This window comes from Granulicatella sp. HMSC30F09, assembly GCF_001806915.1.
In the GTDB taxonomy this organism is placed as follows: Bacteria; Bacillota; Bacilli; order Lactobacillales; family Aerococcaceae; genus Granulicatella; species Granulicatella adiacens.
The window spans coordinates 1-18358 of the sequence record NZ_KV786436.1; the positions used below are offsets into that span (position 1 = coordinate 1).

Annotated in this window: 23 protein-coding genes; 1 reads left to right on the top strand and 22 read right to left on the bottom strand. The window is 38.0% G+C overall.

The features are described 5' to 3' along the window. Nucleotides 1-112: 112 nt before the first annotated feature. The 5 genes from HMPREF3103_RS08225 to HMPREF3103_RS08245 form a co-directional block, all read right to left on the bottom strand. The gene (locus HMPREF3103_RS08225; RefSeq protein ID WP_070439171.1) at nt 113-1087 is read right to left on the bottom strand and encodes a hypothetical protein; all 975 of its coding nucleotides are present in this window, start codon (nt 1085-1087) and stop codon (nt 113-115) included. Between the two features lie 151 nt (nt 1088-1238). Further along, a complete protein-coding gene (locus HMPREF3103_RS08230; protein ID WP_070439174.1) occupies nt 1239-2951 on the bottom strand; it encodes a phospho-sugar mutase in 1713 nt (570 codons plus the stop codon). An 87-nt stretch (nt 2952-3038) separates the two neighbouring features. Next, on the bottom strand, nt 3039-3971 hold the full coding sequence (locus tag HMPREF3103_RS08235) for a LysR family transcriptional regulator (RefSeq protein WP_049555335.1): 933 nt from the start codon (nt 3969-3971) through the stop codon (nt 3039-3041). 103 nt (nt 3972-4074) lie between these two features. Then, the gene (locus HMPREF3103_RS08240; RefSeq protein WP_005607421.1) at nt 4075-5124 is read right to left on the bottom strand and encodes a PTS sugar transporter subunit IIC; all 1050 of its coding nucleotides are present in this window, start codon (nt 5122-5124) and stop codon (nt 4075-4077) included. Between the two features lie 20 nt (nt 5125-5144). Then, nucleotides 5145-6092, bottom strand: a complete 948-nt coding sequence (locus HMPREF3103_RS08245; protein ID WP_049555336.1) for a 2-dehydropantoate 2-reductase — start codon at nt 6090-6092, stop codon at nt 5145-5147. 97 nt (nt 6093-6189) lie between these two features. Between HMPREF3103_RS08245 and HMPREF3103_RS08250 the strand changes: the two genes are divergently transcribed. Further along, nucleotides 6190-7074 carry a LysR family transcriptional regulator gene (locus HMPREF3103_RS08250; protein ID WP_049555337.1) on the top strand — a complete coding sequence of 295 codons (885 nt, stop codon included), beginning with the start codon at nt 6190-6192 and terminating at the stop codon, nt 7072-7074. A 166-nt stretch (nt 7075-7240) separates the two neighbouring features. On the opposite strand, the gene HMPREF3103_RS08255 is transcribed toward HMPREF3103_RS08250, so the two are convergent. The 17 genes from HMPREF3103_RS08255 to rplR form a co-directional block, all read right to left on the bottom strand. Beyond that, the gene (locus HMPREF3103_RS08255; RefSeq protein WP_049555338.1) at nt 7241-8485 is read right to left on the bottom strand and encodes an aminopeptidase; all 1245 of its coding nucleotides are present in this window, start codon (nt 8483-8485) and stop codon (nt 7241-7243) included. Between the two features lie 44 nt (nt 8486-8529). Then, on the bottom strand, nt 8530-9279 hold the full coding sequence (gene truA / locus HMPREF3103_RS08260; protein ID WP_070439177.1) for a tRNA pseudouridine(38-40) synthase TruA: 750 nt from the start codon (nt 9277-9279) through the stop codon (nt 8530-8532). 51 nt (nt 9280-9330) lie between these two features. Continuing rightward, nucleotides 9331-10128 (bottom strand): energy-coupling factor transporter transmembrane component T family protein, encoded by a 798-nt coding sequence (locus tag HMPREF3103_RS08265; RefSeq protein WP_070439180.1) that lies wholly within the window; start codon nt 10126-10128, stop codon nt 9331-9333. Next, nucleotides 10118-10993: an energy-coupling factor ABC transporter ATP-binding protein gene (locus tag HMPREF3103_RS08270; RefSeq protein ID WP_070439183.1), complete on the bottom strand. Its 876-nt coding sequence runs from the start codon at nt 10991-10993 to the stop codon at nt 10118-10120. The genes HMPREF3103_RS08265 and HMPREF3103_RS08270 overlap by 11 nt, the downstream gene beginning before the upstream one ends. Continuing rightward, nucleotides 10969-11820 carry an energy-coupling factor ABC transporter ATP-binding protein gene (locus HMPREF3103_RS08275; RefSeq protein ID WP_083278779.1) on the bottom strand — a complete coding sequence of 284 codons (852 nt, stop codon included), beginning with the start codon at nt 11818-11820 and terminating at the stop codon, nt 10969-10971. Before HMPREF3103_RS08275 ends, HMPREF3103_RS08270 begins: the two co-directional genes overlap by 25 nt. A gap of 241 nt (nt 11821-12061) precedes the next feature. Then, nucleotides 12062-12442: a 50S ribosomal protein L17 gene (rplQ, locus tag HMPREF3103_RS08280; RefSeq protein WP_005607436.1), complete on the bottom strand. Its 381-nt coding sequence runs from the start codon at nt 12440-12442 to the stop codon at nt 12062-12064. 32 nt (nt 12443-12474) lie between these two features. Then, nucleotides 12475-13422, bottom strand: coding sequence for a DNA-directed RNA polymerase subunit alpha (locus HMPREF3103_RS08285; RefSeq protein WP_005607438.1), 948 nt, complete (start codon nt 13420-13422; stop codon nt 12475-12477). Nucleotides 13423-13491: 69 nt separating this feature from the next. After that, on the bottom strand, nt 13492-13878 hold the full coding sequence (rpsK, locus tag HMPREF3103_RS08290) for a 30S ribosomal protein S11 (protein WP_005607440.1): 387 nt from the start codon (nt 13876-13878) through the stop codon (nt 13492-13494). 27 nt (nt 13879-13905) lie between these two features. Continuing rightward, nucleotides 13906-14271 (bottom strand): 30S ribosomal protein S13, encoded by a 366-nt coding sequence (rpsM, locus tag HMPREF3103_RS08295; protein ID WP_049555343.1) that lies wholly within the window; start codon nt 14269-14271, stop codon nt 13906-13908. 23 nt (nt 14272-14294) lie between these two features. Continuing rightward, nucleotides 14295-14408 carry a 50S ribosomal protein L36 gene (gene rpmJ, locus HMPREF3103_RS08300; RefSeq protein WP_005607444.1) on the bottom strand — a complete coding sequence of 38 codons (114 nt, stop codon included), beginning with the start codon at nt 14406-14408 and terminating at the stop codon, nt 14295-14297. 35 nt (nt 14409-14443) lie between these two features. After that, a complete protein-coding gene (infA, locus tag HMPREF3103_RS08305; RefSeq protein ID WP_005607446.1) occupies nt 14444-14662 on the bottom strand; it encodes a translation initiation factor IF-1 in 219 nt (72 codons plus the stop codon). 117 nt (nt 14663-14779) lie between these two features. Continuing rightward, nucleotides 14780-15433: an adenylate kinase gene (locus HMPREF3103_RS08310; protein ID WP_049555344.1), complete on the bottom strand. Its 654-nt coding sequence runs from the start codon at nt 15431-15433 to the stop codon at nt 14780-14782. Between the two features lie 67 nt (nt 15434-15500). After that, complete coding sequence (gene secY / locus HMPREF3103_RS08315; RefSeq protein WP_005607449.1) at nt 15501-16799, bottom strand: preprotein translocase subunit SecY; 1299 nt, start codon at nt 16797-16799, stop codon at nt 15501-15503. Further along, complete coding sequence (gene rplO, locus HMPREF3103_RS08320) at nt 16799-17239, bottom strand: 50S ribosomal protein L15 (RefSeq protein ID WP_039849224.1); 441 nt, start codon at nt 17237-17239, stop codon at nt 16799-16801. Before rplO ends, secY begins: the two co-directional genes overlap by 1 nt. 31 nt (nt 17240-17270) lie before the next feature. Further along, the gene (rpmD, locus tag HMPREF3103_RS08325; RefSeq protein ID WP_005607451.1) at nt 17271-17450 is read right to left on the bottom strand and encodes a 50S ribosomal protein L30; all 180 of its coding nucleotides are present in this window, start codon (nt 17448-17450) and stop codon (nt 17271-17273) included. Between the two features lie 13 nt (nt 17451-17463). Further along, nucleotides 17464-17964 carry a 30S ribosomal protein S5 gene (gene rpsE, locus HMPREF3103_RS08330; protein WP_005607452.1) on the bottom strand — a complete coding sequence of 167 codons (501 nt, stop codon included), beginning with the start codon at nt 17962-17964 and terminating at the stop codon, nt 17464-17466. Between the two features lie 21 nt (nt 17965-17985). Continuing rightward, the gene (gene rplR, locus HMPREF3103_RS08335) at nt 17986-18342 is read right to left on the bottom strand and encodes a 50S ribosomal protein L18 (protein ID WP_039849225.1); all 357 of its coding nucleotides are present in this window, start codon (nt 18340-18342) and stop codon (nt 17986-17988) included. Nucleotides 18343-18358 lie beyond the last annotated feature (16 nt).

Here is an 18358-nt window from a genome sequence, read left to right on the forward strand (position 1 = left end):
TTTGTGTCTAACTTTTGGGGTGCACTTCAAAATGCTCCTTTTCATTATAACTTTATTGATTAATATAAGCTAGCAGACCCTCAAAAAAATCTTTTTCAGGTAATTATCTACTTTATTCAAATTTTCTTTTATTCGCTTCGTTCGCTGTTTTCAAATCAATTTGAAGAAGGTTTGCTAAGTTTTCGTCATCAATCGTCGCTTTTCCTGTATTGTCCACTTTAATTGCTAAATAGTGCGTATTTCTTGGAAGATAATCCATTCCTTCTAAGTTGACCCCTAAATTCGATTTAAACCCTAGGGCTGCTAATCGATAAATTAACTTAAGCAAGAGGGCTTTAGAAAAATCAGATTGTCCTATCTTTTGAGATTCCTGGATTAACCCTTCAAAGAAAGCTTGATTGTCTCTTTGATAACTTGCTTGTACCTCATATTGATAGAGATCTACTTTTGGAGCTTGGAATTTCAAATACACGGTATCCCCATCGACTTTGTAATCTTCTAGTGTATAGGCTCCTGCTTTCCCTAGTGAGTTTGTATTTACTTTTAAATACATAGGTCCATACACTTTAATGGGATAAGTAACTCCTTGAAACTCTATTTCTGCATCATTAGAGAAGGTTGGTCTGGATTCTGTCAACATCTTCACCATATACCCATTCCATAATTTATCAAAAAATTCTTCTTGATTAGAGGTAGTTGTAGCAAGTAACAGTGCATCAAAATTTTCTTGATTTACAAAGACAGCGTCCACTAATTTTAATGCTTCTTGGACTTTACTATCTGTAATGCTCTTTTTCTTCTCTGTAAGATCTTCAGCTGCTTTTTTCACTCGAGATAAAGGCATTTTTACAGTTTTGCCACTATTAGATTCTACATACGTTTGTTCGTAATTCGTTAACGGAGGCATTTTAGCGTCCCAATCAAAGGAAGCCGCTGGTCCAGTAACATCATTTTTATGATAAACGGTATCTTTCGTTTGGGCTTGAGTGGTTTCACTTGCAGTAGATGGAGTAGCTGAGCACCCTGCAATGACGAATGAACAGAATAACGAGCTCCCTACTAGCAATAATTTAATTTCTTTTTTCATTGTGTTCTCCTTAAAACTTTTAAAATAGCGATTTTTTGAAAACTTATTTATATGAATTTCATTATAGCATACTCCTTTGATTCTCAAAACTTTCTTTCTATAAAGACAAAAAAAGCACCCTTATAAATGTAAGAGTGCTCTACTTCATTCATTATTGTAATTTTTCTAAGTCGGCTTGTAAGGCAGCTACTTTATCTTTAGCAGCAGCTTCGTTATCTGCTTTCGCTCCGATGTAGAACTTAATTTTTGGTTCAGTACCACTTGGACGAACGGCAATCCAAGATCCATCTTCTAAAATGTATTTCAATACGTTAGAAGTTGGAAGTCCGATTTCAGAAACGACACCGTTCGCATCTTTCTGTTCGTTCACTGCGAAGTCTTGTGCGAATGCCACTTTCAATCCTCCAAAGCTTGTTGGAACAGAAGCGCGTAAGCCATCAAGTAAGGCTTTAATTTTTTGTGGACCTTCTAAACCAGCTACTGTTACAGAAATTGTTTTTTCTAAGAAGTACCCGTGTTTTGCATATAATGCTTGAAGTCCGTCATATAAAGTCTTGCCTTCGTTCTTGAAGTGTGCTGCTACTTCTGTTAGTAATAACACTGCTTGAACCGCATCTTTATCACGGACGAATGATTTCACAAGGTATCCATAACTTTCTTCGAAACCGAACATGAAAGTATGTTCTCCCGTTTCTTCGTCGTGTTGGATTTGTTCTGCGATGAATTTGAATCCTGTTAATACGTTCATCATTTCAGCGCCATAGCTTTTAGCGACAGCTGTTGGAAGTTCACTACTTACAATTGATTTCACGACCAGCGCATTACTTGGAAGTGTTCCTGCTTGTTGGTGAGCATATAGTAAGTAATCGACTAAAATCGCAGCGATTTGGTTCCCTGTAATCACTTGGTAGCTTCCATCTGGTAATCGTACGGCAGCCCCCATTCGGTCCGCATCAGGGTCAGTCGCTAATAATACATCAGCCCCTACTTTTTTCCCTAATTCTACCGCATATTCAAATGCGCCTGCTTCTTCAGGGTTTGGAGATTTAACTGTTGAGAAGTCTCCATCTGGCACCGCTTGTTCTTCAACCACATGCAATCCTTTGAATTCTGCTTGTTCTAATGCTTTTTCTACAAGCATTAACCCAGTTCCGTGTAATGGGGTATAAACGACTGATAATCCTTCTACATCGCTAAGAAGTTTTGGATTCACAGATACCGTTTTGATTTCTTTCAAGTACGCATCATCGACGTCTTTCCCGATAATCGTTACAAGGCCTGATGCTTCTAATGCATCATCATCTAGCACTTCGATTTCAAGTGGATTTGCCACTTGGCGAACGTATGCAGTTAAAGCATCTGCATCTTTTGGAGGCATTTGACCGCCGTCTTCACCATATACTTTATATCCATTGTAAGCTGCTGGGTTATGACTAGCTGTAATCATAATTCCGGCAAATGTATGCAAGTAACGTACCGCGAATGATAATTCTGGCGTTGGACGTAAGCTTTCAAATACATATGACGCAATGCCATGAGTGGCTAATGTACGTGCAGATTCCATTGCGAATTCTGGTGAAAAATGACGTGAATCATAAGCAATCGCTACGCCACGTTTTTTCGCTTCTTCCCCGTAACTTTCAATTAAGCGTGATAATCCTTCTGTTGCCTGACGAACAGTGTAAGTGTTCATGCGATTGATCCCAGGTCCAACAATTCCACGCATTCCCGCAGTACCAAATTCTAATGGTGTATAGAAGGCTTCCTCTTTTTGAACGTCATCCATTGATTGTAATTGCACCTTTAATCCTTCTTCTAGTGCATCAAAAGATTCCCATAGTTTTGCTGTTTCTTTCCAACTCATTTGCATCCGTCTCCTTCTATTGAGTAATTCTGTCTTACCTTCTTTTATTATCCCCGATTTTCCGAATAGTTTCAACCTCTTTGTGAATTAAAAATCAAGATTTTTAACTTCAAAGCCGTATTCCTGAATATGTGTTTTCAGCATATGCAAGAATCGCTCTGCTTCCTTCGATAATTTTCGCTGATCATGTTGCAAGATCCCCAGTTCCATCGTATCTTCCACGTCCAGAGGAACCGCAACAATCTTATCATCGTTCAGCTTGCTACTAATAATCCCTGAACTAATCGTGTATCCATTTAATCCGACCATTAAATTAAAGATGGTCGCACGGTCACTTACCTTAATGCTCTTCTTATGCTCCATCGTGCTGAGGATTTCCTCTGAGAAGTAGAATGAGTTTTCTTCTCCCTGTTCATAGGATAAATAAGGATAGTCTTCTAATTCTTCTAGCGCAATGCTCTCTTTTTCGGCAAGTGGATTTTGAGTACTTAAGAATACGTGTGGTTGTGCCGTGAAGAGTGGCGTGAAGACTAAGTCCTTTTCTTTGAATAATTTTTCCATGACTTTACGGTTGAAATCATTCAAATACAAGACACCAATCTCACTCTTATAGTTCGTTAAGTCTTCTAAAATGTTTTGTGTTTCTGTTTCGCGAAGCGTGAATTGATATTCGTCTCCAGCTTCCTTTTGAATAAAATCTACAAAGGCATGGACCACAAAGGCATAGTGCTGAGCGGATACTGAGAATGTTCGTTTCCGTTTGGTTTGTCTTTTGTATTTTTCTTCCATCAAATTCACTTGATCGAGGACTTGACGAGCATATACAAGAAATTCTCGTCCTTCTGCCGTCAAAGTAATTCCCGTATTTCCACGTTGAAAAAGCGTAATATCCATCTCGATTTCAAGTTCACGAATGGCCTTCGACAAACTTGGTTGGCTGACGTATAACTCTTTAGCCGCCTCATTCATCGAACCTTTTTCAGCAATTTTTTCAAAATAAATGAGTTGCTGAATTCTCATGCAACCACTCCCTTCTATTAGATTTATTGTACCATCTTCTTTGGAAAATAAAAATAAACTCCTCCATGCAATTACATGAAGGAGCCGATAGGAATTCTGTTGATTAGTCTTGGAATTTGAAGACTACTGAAGAATCGTATAGTTTTAATACTTTTTCAAATACAAGCTTGCTTGCAATCGCAGCAGCAATTGGAACAGCTAACCATACAATAGCAGCTAATCCAACATTCAATCCTGCATCAATAGAAGCTAATGGTCCTACTAAACCTACAAGACCGAATCCAGCAGATTGTGGAGTACCACTTACTGAGAAGAGCGCTACAGGAATCGCTGAAAGAATTGCTGTCGATAAACATGGAATCAAGATAACTGGATATTTGAATAAGTTTGGCATCATTAATTTCATTGCTCCTAAAGCAATCGCTAATGTTACCCCTGATTTATTCACTTTCCATGAATGAACTACTAATGCTACAGCGGTTGCAGCAACCCCCATTGCAGCAGCCCCGGCAGACACACCGTTTAACTGAATCGCTAAACCAATCGCTACTGTAGAGATTGGTGAGATGATTAAAAATGCGAATGAGCAGCAGATTAAGATAGACATCAAAATTGGTTGTAATGTTGTGAACTCGTTGATCACTTGACCAATCGCTGCAGTAATCATTTTAACGTATGGTAAGAGTAATAATCCGATAAACGCAGATCCAACCCCAACGACGATTGGCATTGCAACCACTGCTGTTGAACCAAATTTATCTTTAATGAGCATCAACATTCCAACTGCAATCGCAGCGGTCACCATGGTATTGATTAAGTCCCCTGTTCCAGCACCTACATAAGCTTTCAATTCAGCATTGTAAGTTACAACCCCACTGGCTACAAAGCAGGCACCTGCTGTTACCATCATTTCCATTGGTTTAAATCCAAATTGTAAAGCGATTAATCCACCAATGATAAGGGGCGTTGCTAATTGGAAAATTACTGCAATTTGTGTAATTGTTACAGCAATTGGATATTGACTAAAATATTTTAAGATTGCAGATAAAACAGCGTTTGGAATTAGACCAACAATAACCCCTAGTGCTGTTCCTGATAAGATTTTATTGATAAAGACTTTTCCAGTCATTTTTGTTTGAGCCTGAGCTTCCATAATTTCCCCTCTTTCTTGAGCTATTTAGCTCCTAAAATTTGTTCTTTACAATGAACTAAAGCTGTAAGAAAAGCACAATACGGTGTTGGTATTCCATATTTCTTACCTTTACGAACAACCGCACCATTAATATAATCAATTTCTGTTAAACGATTATTTTTATTCAAGTCTTGATACATAGATGGATAATGAAGTCCAATTGTCTTACAATTATAACAATTACTCTCGATATATTCAACAATTTCTGAAACATTTATTTCGATATTTTCAAATTTTGCAACATCTGCAAATTCTTTCACAATATTTTCAACAATCATATGAGCATCTGTAGTAGATCCAAACTCATACATATTACTTAATAAAATGGTACATAAGCCATTCATTGTACCATTGACACAAGCCTTCTTGTAGATGGCATATAGGATATTCTCTGAATAATTAGCGTTTAAACCTGCGCTATTCAATACCTCAACAATTTCAAGAGCTCCTTCTTTTGCATCGTCAGTATCCACTAAGTTCTTCAACGCAACTGTTCCACTACCAAATAGTTTCACTCGTCCTGGACCTTCCATTCCTGCAGTCCACATAGTATTTCCTATAAAGATATTTTCTTTAGGAACAAATTTTTCAATGACTTCTTCGTGACCAATACCGTTTAGTAAGCATAGCACCTTAGTCTTTTCATGAATAACAGGTTTTAAATCATTGAGCATTTTTTCTAATTGCATTGCCTTTGTAAATAGAATAATCAAATCACTCGTCGCAGACTCTGTTACTTCACTTTGGAGTAGCGCTGGTAATTTTACAACGACTTCCTCTCCATTGAAGTTTGCTTTTAATCCCTCTTTTTGAATGGCTTCTACATGATCTTTCCAACCATCTACTAGTACTACTTCGTGCCCCGCGTTATGCAACATCAATCCGAAACGACTTCCCATCGCTCCAGCACCAGCTATTGTTATTTTCATACTTATTCCTCCTTAATTTAAATAGACATTGCTTCTCATTTTTTTCTTTGATAAAATAATGTGTAAGATTTCACTTAAATGACGAGGAGACATTCAAATGGATATTAAACATCTACAATACTTTGTAAGTATCGTTGACCATGGGGGATATTCCCCAGCTGCACGCAGTTTATTCATCACACAACCTACCCTTTCCCAAACCATTAAAAAATTAGAATCAGAATTACATACTCCTCTTTTCATTCAGCAAACAAACGGAATCAGCTTAACGGATGCTGGGCAAATTCTTTACGAAGAAGCGAAAAAAATCATTTTACAGTTAGAAGAAACTGTTCAAAAGATTCAAAAGCTAAATCGCCCGCAAAAAGAAACGATTCGAATAGGTCTCCCAACTCTTTTTGCCATTAAATTAATGCCAGTATTCTCAAGATTTATGATGTCCCACCCAACAGTTCATCTAACAATGATTCAAGGTGGATCTAGAGAACTACAAACAGCTCTCGTCAATGGCGAAATTGATCTTGGAGTTCTTTCGTTTCCAAAGATTGAAACCGATATTTACCTTGAGCCTTTTCAAAAAGAATTTTTGGGATACCATGCTAGTATCGTCGTTCCGAAAGGGCATCCGTTTGAACAGGCATCCTCACTCACCTTTGAACATCTCAAAAATGAACGTTTCAGTACTTTATCAAGAAACTTTATGTTAGGAAAACTACTGCATACTCGTTCTAGAGACTTTGGATTTGAGCCTCATATTGTTTATACAGATGATAATTGGGAAGTTTTGCTAGCTAGTTTAGCAACCTTTAATTCCATATGCATTATGGCCCATGAATATAAGGAATTTTATTCTGATGCTTCTCTTACTTGGATCCCACTAGACGATAAGAAGAGTTTCTTCCCTATTGGAGTGGCTTATCTTCCAAATCAAACTTATTCGCAAAATACAATCGAATTAATAGAATTATTGCGAGATTTGTAAGTTTTTATCTCTATTTATTGTACAATGTTTGTGATTTTTTTACCAATTGAGTTTTTTTATACCTCTATAAGATTTTTCTATAGTCTTCTTACTAAAAAAGGACATCAAGTTTAGGAGTTCTCCTAAGCTTGATGCCCTTTTTTGTTGGGTTTAATCTATATTTTTACTAAATTGCCCAGTCTCCGTTGCGGAAGATTGGAACGACAGTACCGTCTTCACGGATACCATCAACGTTCATTTCTGGTCCACCAATCATGAAGTCCACGTGAACATCCGCACGGTTTAATCCAGCTTCTCTTAATTCTTCTTCAGTTTCGAATTTTTCTCCACCTTTAACGCTTGTTGCATAAGCAGAACCAATTGCTAAGTGGTTTGAGGCATTTTCATCGAATAATGTGTTGAAGAATGTAATGCCTGATTGAGAGATTGGTGATGGGTCACTTACGAGTGCAACTTCACCTAATCCACGAGCACCATTGTTTTCGAATACTAAGTCTTTCATTACTTGGTCGCCTTTTTCAGCAGATACTTCTGTGATTTGACCGTCTTTGAAAGTCACTTTGATGCCTTCGATAATGTTTCCGTTGTAACTTAATGGTTTTGTACTTGATACGTATCCATCAGCTACGCGGAAATCAGGAGCTGAGAAGACTTCTTCTGTTGGCATATTTGCGATGAAGTGTTCTCCTTGAGCATTGATGCTTCCAGCACTCTCCCAAACATGGTTTTTAGGCATTCCTAGGGTTAAGTCTGTCCCTGGTGCAGTGTAGTGTAATTTCACGAATTGTTCTTTGTTTAAGATAGCTGCTTTTTTGTCTAATTTTTCTTCATGTTCTTTCCATGCTGCTACTGGATCATCAGCGTAAACACGGCAAGTTTTGAAGATTTGATCCCATAATAAATCTACTGCTTCTTCGTCCGTTGCAGCATTAGGGAATACTTTCTTCGCCCATTCTTTACCAGCCGCAGCGGCTACTGTCCAGCTCACTTTGTTGGCTTGTGTTGCTGTACGTAATGGTTTTAATGCAAGACTTAATGCTTTTGTTGATTGTTGTAGACGTTCTGCTGATACTCCAGCAAATGCGTCTGGGTCAGCTGAGCGAACGTTTAAGCGGCTTGCTTTCTTCTCTAATAAGTAGTTCATTTCTGCTACACGGTATTCTGGAACGTTTGTGATACGGTCTTCAGCTGCGTGTAATAAGCGTTCACGGCCTACGAAATCGTCTGCCCATGATACAATAACTTCGCTTGCTCCGTGTGCGTAAGCTTCTTTTACTAATAAACGAGCTAATGGTGCTTGGTCTACGTCAATCACAATATTCACTGTGTGACCTGGTTGCACGTTAATCCCTGTTGAGATTAATAATTTAGCGTATTTTTCTAAATTTTTGTCGAAATCTTTCAATACCATATTGACACTCCTTTTAATATAACTATCTTCATCCTATCATATTTCTAGTCGAAATTCTTATAAAACACTTCATCTAAGTACAGTCCGTGAGCAGGCGCGGTTGGTCCAGCCACATTTCGGTCCATCGCTTCTAAAATCTGTTTCATCTCTTCGACTTCTCGTAAACCATCCCCAATTTGAAGCGCCGTTCCAACTAAAATGCGAACCATATTGTAAAGGAAACCTTTACCCTCAAAAGTGAAAATTAATTCATCACCGTTTCTCTTCACTTCTGCTTTCGTCACAACGCGAACTTTGGAGTCTTTATCGCTTTTTGTCGAACAAAAACTTGTAAAATCATGTTCTCCAATCACTGCTTCAAAAGCCTTGTTGATGCGATCTACATCCGTTTTGAATGGGTGATGCAGCTCATACTGACGAAGAAACGGACTCTGCACAGGTGCAGTCGCTACTTTATAAATATATCGTTTCCCGGTTACACTATAGCGCGCGTGAAACTCTTCAGAGACCGCTTCTGCAGAAACAATCCGGATTGAAGTTGGTAATAAACTATTCATCGCACGGACAAGTGAGTTTTCCTCTATGCGTTTTGGGTAGTCGATATGAACCACTTGACCATTGGCATGAACACCAGAGTCTGTCCGGCCAGATCCACTAACCGGAATATATTGTCCCTTCGTCATCTTCTTCAGTGCCTTATTCAGTTCTGCTTGAATGCTATTTCCGTTCTCTTGCACTTGAAATCCAACATATGGCGTACCATCATATTGAATAATGAGTTTATATCGCTGCATCCTTTTCCCCTTCTTTCAAAAAAGAGCTTGACAAGTCAAGCTCCTTACTTTTTATGCTTTAAATACAAATAATAAAATGGTTACGACCACAAGAGATACTCCTGCAATGGCATCACGCATTTCATAATGAAGAACACGGTATTTACTTCGTCCGTCTCCTCCCTGGTATCCACGAGCTTCCATAGCTGTGGCTAAGTCTTCAGCACGATTCAATGAGCTCACAAAAAGCGGAATAAGAATTGGAATAATCGCCTTCATTTGTTCGAAGAGATTTCCTTCTCCAAAATCAACCCCACGAGCTCGTTGCGCGTTCATAATTTTCTGTGCTTCATCCATTAAGGTTGGAACGAAACGAAGCGCAATCGATAGCATCAAAGCAACCTCATGTACTGGAAACTTCACAACAGAAAGAGGCTTCATTACTGCTTCAATCGCATCTGTTAACTGCAAGGGTGCAGTTGTTAGCGTTAAGAGCGTCGAGAATGAGATAATTAATACAAAGCGTAAGAAAATGAATACCGCGTTAATAATCCCCTCGGAAGTCACTTGGAGGAATCCCCATTTAAAGTAAACTTCCCCTCCACTTGTGAATAGAATTTGAAGTGCTACTGTGAATAGAATGACCCAAATTAATGGTCGAATTCCTTTCCAAAAGAATCCTAGTGGAATCTTTGACAATAGTAACGCCACGAGTGTATAGGCAATCAACAAGCCATATGTTACCCAGTTATTGGCTAAGAAGATGACTAATACAAACGCAAATGTTCCAATTAATTTCGTTCTTGGATCTAGTTTATGGATCCATGAGTCTCCTTGTAAATAGCGTCCTAATATTAATTTATCGAGCACTTGCTTCACCTCCTAAATTAGAATGTGAAACCAGTAAATCCGCTAATTGATCTAACGTCATTGGGCGTTCTTCGGTTGAAAACCCTTTTGCTTTTAGCCTCTCTACAAATTGAATCGTTGAAGGAAGGCCTAATTGTTTTTCTTGTAGCCAATGTGCATCCGAGAACACTTCTTCAGGCGTACCAGTTTTTACAACCGTCCCTTTTTCACAAACAATCACGTAATCCGCATAGTCACTTACATCATTCATTTGATGTGTTACAAGAACGATGGTAATCCCTTGCTCTTTTTGTAAGGAGGAAAACATCTCCATCATTTCTTTACGACCTTTAGGATCTAGTCCCGCAGTTGGTTCATCTAGTACTAACACCTCAGGCTGCATCGCTAAAACCCCAGCAATAGCAACACGGCGCATTTGTCCTCCAGATAAATCAAACGGTGACTTTTGCAAGACATCTTCAGGAAGACCCACAATCTTTAGTGTTTCCTTAGCAATTTGATTAGCGTCTTCCTCACTCACTCCAAAATTCTTTGGGCCAAAAGCAATATCTTTCTGAACGGTTTCTTCAAAAAGTTGTGCTTCCGGAAATTGGAATACAATTCCTACTTTTTTTCGTAAAGGTTTCAAATCCTTATTACTCGTTTGAGCATCTACAATACGTTCCCCTAATGCAACTGTCCCTGTAGTAGGCTTTAATAAAGCATTCAAATGTTGAAGAATAGTTGACTTCCCTGAACCAGTATGACCGATAATTGCAGTATATTTTCCAGAAGGAATTGCAAAATTCACGTCATGTAATGCGCGTGTTTCAAAAGGAGTGTTTGCTTGGTATGCGAAATTTACTTCGTTAAAACGGATGTCCATAACCACTCCACCAATCCTTCCTCATCTAAATACTCCTCAGGGACATTTATTCCTCTTTCCCGAAGAGCTTCTATCAGTTTCTCAGCAAAAGGAACATCTAATCCTTTTTCAACTAGCTTGGATCCTAATTTAAAAATTTCCTTTGGAGTCCCAATTTGTTGAATTTGACCTTGCTCCATCAAAACAACTCTGTCTGCTTGAGCCGCTTCGTCTAAATCATGCGTAATAGAAATAACGGTAATCTTCTTTTCTTTATGAAGCTTTTGAATCGTCGAAATCACTTCTAAACGTCCTTTTGGATCTAACATCGATGTTGCTTCATCCAAAATAATTACTTCAGGTTCTAATGCCGTTACTCCCGCAATGGCTACTCTTTGTTTTTGCCCACCTGATAAGCGAGCTGGTTCTTTCGTCCGAAATTCAGACATTTTCACCATATCAAGAACTCTGGTTACGCGTTCGAGCATTTCTTCTCGAGGAAGTCCAATATTTTCCAACCCAAAAGCAATATCATCTTCCACAGTAGTTCCCACGAATTGATTATCAGGATTTTGGAACACCATTCCAACTGTTCTTCTTGCTTCAAACACAGTTTCTTCAGTTAACATCTTCCCATTTACAACAACAGATCCTGTATTTGCTTCAATCAAACCATTCATAACTTTGGCCAAAGTAGATTTCCCGGACCCATTATGACCAATAATTGCTAACCATTCACCTCGTCGAATTTCTAGTGAAACTCCGGCAAGGGCTTCTCTGGCATCGTCTTCATGATAACGATAATGAATATTTTCCAACTCAATAATAGTATGATCCAATAACGACACCCCTTTCCTTATTCTATGTATGATTAAAAAAATATGTATAAAATAAAAAAACACACTTTAATACGATGAAGTGCTTCCCCGCCAAGTGAATGACGGGAAGGCAACGAGCTAGACTAAATAATCAAGGAAAGAATAAGGCTACCATTCAGTAGCCCCAGACTTCCCATCTTACAAAGCAAGATGATTATTACCATCATGACGCTCTTTTCAACCATCGAAAAGTGTTCGATTGAATGTTATATTAAACTAATTCAATGATAACCATTGGTGCAGCATCGCCACGACGAGGTTCTGTTTTAAGAATACGAGTGTATCCACCTTGACGTTCGTTGTAACGAGAAGCTAAATCATTAAATAATTTTTGCAACGCTGTTTCAACAACGATTTTTTCGCCTTCTTCACGAACATCTGCAACTTCGTTACGAACAAATGCAGCTGCTTGACGACGAGCATGTAAGTCACCACGTTTACCTAAAGTAATCATTTTTTCTACAGTAGAACGAATTTCTTTAGCACGAGCTTCAGTAGTAACGATACGTTCGTTAATAATTAAGTCTGTTGTCAAGTCACGTAGTAACGCTTTACGTTGTGAACTTGTACGTCCTAATTTACGATAAGCCATTTTATAATATTCCTCCTTCTTAAGAGTTTCTATTAGTCTTCACGACGTAAGTCTAAATTTAAATCGATTAGTTTTTGTTTTACTTCTTCAAGAGATTTACGACCTAAGTTACGAACTTTGATCATTTCAGCTTCTGATTTGCTTGTTAATTCATGAACTGTATTAATTCCAGCACGTTTCAAGCAGTTATAAGAACGAACTGATAAATCTAATTCTTCAATAGTCATTTCAAGAAGACGTTCTTTTTGAGTTTCTTCTTTTTCGACCATGATTTCCATAGGAAGTGCTTCATTTGTTAAGTTAACAAAAATATTCAAGTGTTCTGTTAAAATACGAGCTGCTAAACTAATAGCATCTTGAGGTGCGATAGAACCATCTGTCCATACATCAAGAGTTAGTTTATCATAAACATTTTTTTGACCAATACGAGTGTTCTCTACTTGGTAGTTCACTTTACTAATCGGAGTATAAATAGAATCAATTGGAATAACACCAATTGGCATATTTTCAGATTTATTGTAATCAGAGCGAACATACCCACGACCATTTTTAGCGTTCATACGAACATGGAAGTGATGACCTTCTGCTACTGTACAAATGTATAAATCAGGGTTTAGAACTTGAATGTCGCTATCGTGTTTGATATCACCTGCAGTTACAACTGCTGGTCCCTTAACATCAATTTCTAATACTTTATTTTCATCTTCACTGAAAGATTTAAGTGCAATTTTTTTAATATTTAAAATGATTGCAGCTACATCTTCAACTACGCCATCTATTGTTGAAAATTCATGTAAAACGCCATCCATTTGGATATCTGTTACTGCAGTACCAGGGAGTGACGATAATAAGATTCGGCGTAATGAATTCCCTAAGGTAGTACCATAACCGCGTTCAAGTGGCTCAACAACGAATTTACCAAATTTTGCATCTTCGCTGACTTCAATCGTCTCAATTTTTGGTTTTTCAATTTCGATCATGTTTTTTACCCCTTTCAAAACGTTCGTTCAATGTGCGATTGTCCGACAAAATTCAACAATAACAATCCATTACACACGACGGCGTTTTGGAGGACGACATCCATTATGAGGGATTGGTGTTACGTCACGAATTGCTGTCACTTCTAAACCTGTAGCTTGTAATGAACGAATAGCAGCTTCACGACCTGAACCAGGACCTTTAACAGAAACTTCTACAGTTTTCATTCCGTGCTCCATTGAACCTTTTGCAGCAGATTCAGCAGCCATTTGAGCAGCAAATGGTGTTGATTTTTTAGAACCTTTAAATCCTAAAGCACCTGCAGAAGACCATGAAACAGCATTACCATGAACGTCTGTAATCATAACAATTGTATTATTAAATGTTGAACGGATGTGTGCTACACCAGATTCAATATTCTTTTTCACGCGGCGTTTGCGTACAACTTTCTTTGCCATGAAGAATTAACCTCCTTCTTCTCTAAATTATTTTTTCTTACCTGCAATAGCCTTAGCTGGGCCTTTACGAGTACGAGCATTATTTTTTGTATTTTGTCCACGAACTGGTAAACCACGACGATGGCGAACTCCACGGTATGAACCGATTTCCATCAAACGTTTGATGTTCAAGTTCACTTCACGACGTAAGTCCCCTTCAATTTTTAGTTTATCCACTTCAGCACGGATACGGTCTAACTCATCATTCGTTAAATCGCGAACACGAGTATCTTCATTTACATTAGCAGCTGCTAAAATTTGTTTTGAAGTAGTAACACCGATACCGTAAATATAGGTTAAAGAAATAACAACACGTTTTTCACGTGGAATATCCACACCTGCAATACGAGCCATACTAATGAGTACCTCCTTATATATTATCCTTGACGTTGTTTATGTTTGGGATTTTGACAAATCACCATAACTTTACCATTGCGTTTAATAACTTTACATTTTTCGCAAATTGGTTTTACTGATGCTCTAACTTTCATTTAAGTTCCCTCCTCTATTTCATTAACGGAGTCCATTATTTAAAGCGATACGTGATTCTTCCACGCGTTAAATCATACGGTGATAATTCAACCGTAACTTTATCGCCTGGTAAAATTTTAATGTAGTGCATCCGGATTTTTCCAGATACATGCGCTAAAACCTCATGACCATTTTCAAGTTCGACCTTGAACATCGCATTTGGTAATGTTTCATTAACAATACCTTCAATTTCAATTACGTCTTCCTTTGCCATGTCTTATCCTCCTTACTTGTAATAAGTTTTTACGGATTATTTGACGGACTTCTACCGTTATCTAACTTTCTAAGTATACCATTTCAGCTACAATAAATGCAAGATAACAGGCAGAGTTTAGCGAGGTTCTCCCATAATTGATTGAATCGTTTGGAATAGATTGTCAATTCCACTTTCGCCATCTACATTACGTAGTATGCCTTTTGCTTTATAGTAGTTTAAGATTGGTTTTGATTGTTCGATATTAATTTGAATTCGATTTTCCACTGTTTCAGGCTTATCGTCTTCACGTTGGTAAAAATCGTGAGACCCACAACGATCACATGTTCCTTCTACTTTAGGTGGATTATTTGTTTTGTGATATGTTGATCCACAGTTACGACAAATAATTCTTCCTGTTAGACGTTGCATTAAGATCTCAGGGTTCACTTCAATATTAATCACTGCATCAATTGAGCGATTTAAATCTTGCATGATTTTATCAAGTGCTTCCGCTTGAGCTTGAGTACGTGGGAAACCGTCCAATAAGAATCCTTTTTCTGTATCGGCTTGTTGTAAACGTTCCTTTACAATGCCGTTTGTTACTTCATCAGGTACTAGTTCGCCTTTATCCATGAATGATTTAGCTTTAAGACCTAATTCAGTTTGTTGTTGCATAGCAGCACGGAACATATCTCCTGTTGAAATATGTGGGATTCCGTATGTAGCAACAATCTTTTCAGCTTGAGTGCCTTTACCTGCACCAGGTAAGCCCATTAAAATAATGTTCATAGTTGCCTCCTAGAATCATAACTGAGGAACTGACAAAACGCATTTCTGCATCTTGTCAATCAATCCGTTATTCCTCAATAAATCCTTTATACTTACGCTTAATCGTACGACCTTCAATTTGACGGCTGATTTCTAAAGCAACCCCGACAACGATTAGAAGGTTTGTACCACCTAGCATCAATCCTCTTGGTAAGTTCCACAATGCTGCAGCCACCATAGGAAGAATTGAAATACCTCCTAAGTAAAGAGCACCTACTGTACTCAATCGTAGTAATGTACTTGAAACAAATGATTCAGTATCTTTACCTGGACGAACACTTAGGATGTAACCACCAGATTTTTGTAAGTTTTCTGCTACTTTCTCAGGGTTTACCTGAACGAAAGCATAGAAGAATGTAAATACAACAATTAACACTGTGTATAATGTTGCACCAGCAGGCTTAGTAAAATCAAAAATGTTAGTTGCAATTTGGTACCAGCCAGACTCACTATGATCATTAGCATAAAGACTTAAAATCGTTGATGGTAATGTCATGAATGAACTAGCAAAGATAACAGGAATTACCCCTGCAGAGTTGATTTTTAATGGTAACCAAGATGTTTCACTTGATCCTGTTGCACGTTTTGAGTAGGAAATTGGTAAGCGACGTTGTGCTTGCTCAATATAAACTACTAACATAACGACTAAAACAATCGCTACAATCAATGCAACCGTGAATCCTATTGCACGATATAATTCAGTGTCTGCACGACCTTGAATTTGTTTTACATAGAATTCATAAATATCATGCGGCATTCTTGCTACGATACCTGCGAAGATTAGAACAGAAACACCATTTCCAATCCCCTTAACGGTTATCATGTCCCCTAACCATGTAAGGAACATTGAACCAGCTGTTAACACAAGCGCAATCATTAAAAATGTTTTAATTCCTGGATTATTAATTAAGCCGTAATTTGACCAAACATTAAATCCGAATGAAATTGCATAAGCTTGGAAAAATCCAATAACAATTGTTAAATATCTCGTTGCTGTATTTAATTTACGACGACCTACTTCACCTTGTTTAGACCATTCAACGAATGTCGGTAAGAGATCCATTTGTAACAATTGAACAACAATCGAAGCAGTGATATATGGTGAAACTCCCATTGAGAATAATGAGAAGTTTGATAACGCACCACCGCTAAATGTATTTAACAACCCGAAGATTCCTGTAGTTGCAAATGTTTGAATTGCTCCAGCATTTACACCAGGAACCGTTACTTGTGATCCAATACGAAAGATAATTAGAATCATCAATGTGAATAATAGACGATTTCTAATTTCCTTCATTTGAACAGCATTTTTTAGTAGAGTGAACATTAGATCACCTCTACAGTTCCACCTGCAGCTTCAATAGCTTCTTTTGCTGCTTGCGAGAATTTATTTGCTTTTACAGTTAACTTACGTTCAAGTTTACCATTAGCTAACACTTTGATACCGTCTTTTTCGTTTTTAACGATACCAGCCTCAACTAGTACAGCCGCAGTTACTTCTTGACCATCTTCAAAACGATTTAATGTTTCAAGATTTACAACTGCATATTCTTTACGATTAATATTTTGGAAACCACGTTTTGGAATACGACGGAACAATGGAGTTTGTCCACCTTCGAATCCTAATCTAACGCCACCGCCTGAACGAGCTTTTTGACCTTTGCTTCCGCGTCCAGCAGTTTTACCATTTCCTGAACCTTGACCTCTACCAACACGGTTACGTTCTTTACGAGAACCTTCAGCTGGTTGTAATTCATGAAGTTTCATGTTCTGGGCACCTCCTCTTATAAGTTTTAAATTAAACTTCCTCAACATCCACTAAATGTGAAACTGTGTTAACCATACCTTTAATTGCTACGTTAGCTGGTTTAACAACTGTTGAACGAATTTTTGTTAAGCCTAATGCTTTACAAGTATCGATTTGGTTTTGAGGACGTCCAATCAAGCTTTTCTTTAAAGTAATCTTTAATTCTGCCATTATAATGTCCTCCTTATCCTAAAAGTTCTTCAACTGATTTGCCACGTAAAGCAGCAACATCTTCAACACGTTTTAATTGTTTTAATCCTTCGATTGTAGCACGAACCATGTTAACTGGTGTGTTAGAACCTAAAGATTTTGAAGTTACGTCTGAAATACCTGCTAATTCAACAACGGCACGAACTGGTCCACCTGCAGCAATTCCTGAACCGGCTTGAGCTGGTTTTAACAATACGTTACCACCGCAGAAACGACCGATAACTTCGTGAGGAATTGTAGAACCACTAGTTGGAACTTCAATAAGGTTTTTCTTAGCATCTTCAATAGCTTTACGAATAGCTTCTGGTACTTCTTGAGCTTTACCAGTACCGAAACCAACATGTCCATTATGGTCACCGACAACTACTAAAGCAGCAAAACGTAAACGACGTCCACCTTTTACAACTTTTGTAACGCGGTTAATCGCAACAACACGATCTTCTAATTCTAAGTTTCTTGCATCAACATTAACCATGAATTGTGGATCCTCCTTTTCCTAGAATACTAGTCCATTTTCACGTGCTGCTTCAGCTAAAGCTTTTACACGTCCATGGTATAAGTATCCACCACGGTCAAAGACTACTTTCTTAATATTTTTTTCAAGTCCGCGTTCTGCGATTAATTTACCTACAGCAGAAGCTTCCTCAGTTTTTGTTCCGTTTTCTACATTAGTATCTAAAGTAGAGGCACTTGCTAGCGTCACACCCGCTACGTCATCAATTAATTGAGCGTAGATGTTTTTGTTAGAACGAAAAACGTTCAAGCGTGGGCACTCAGCAGTACCAGAAATTTTGCGACGAACACGTGCGTGACGAGTTTGACGCACTTTATTTTTGTCTGGTTTTGTAATCACAATTTTCACCTCTTAT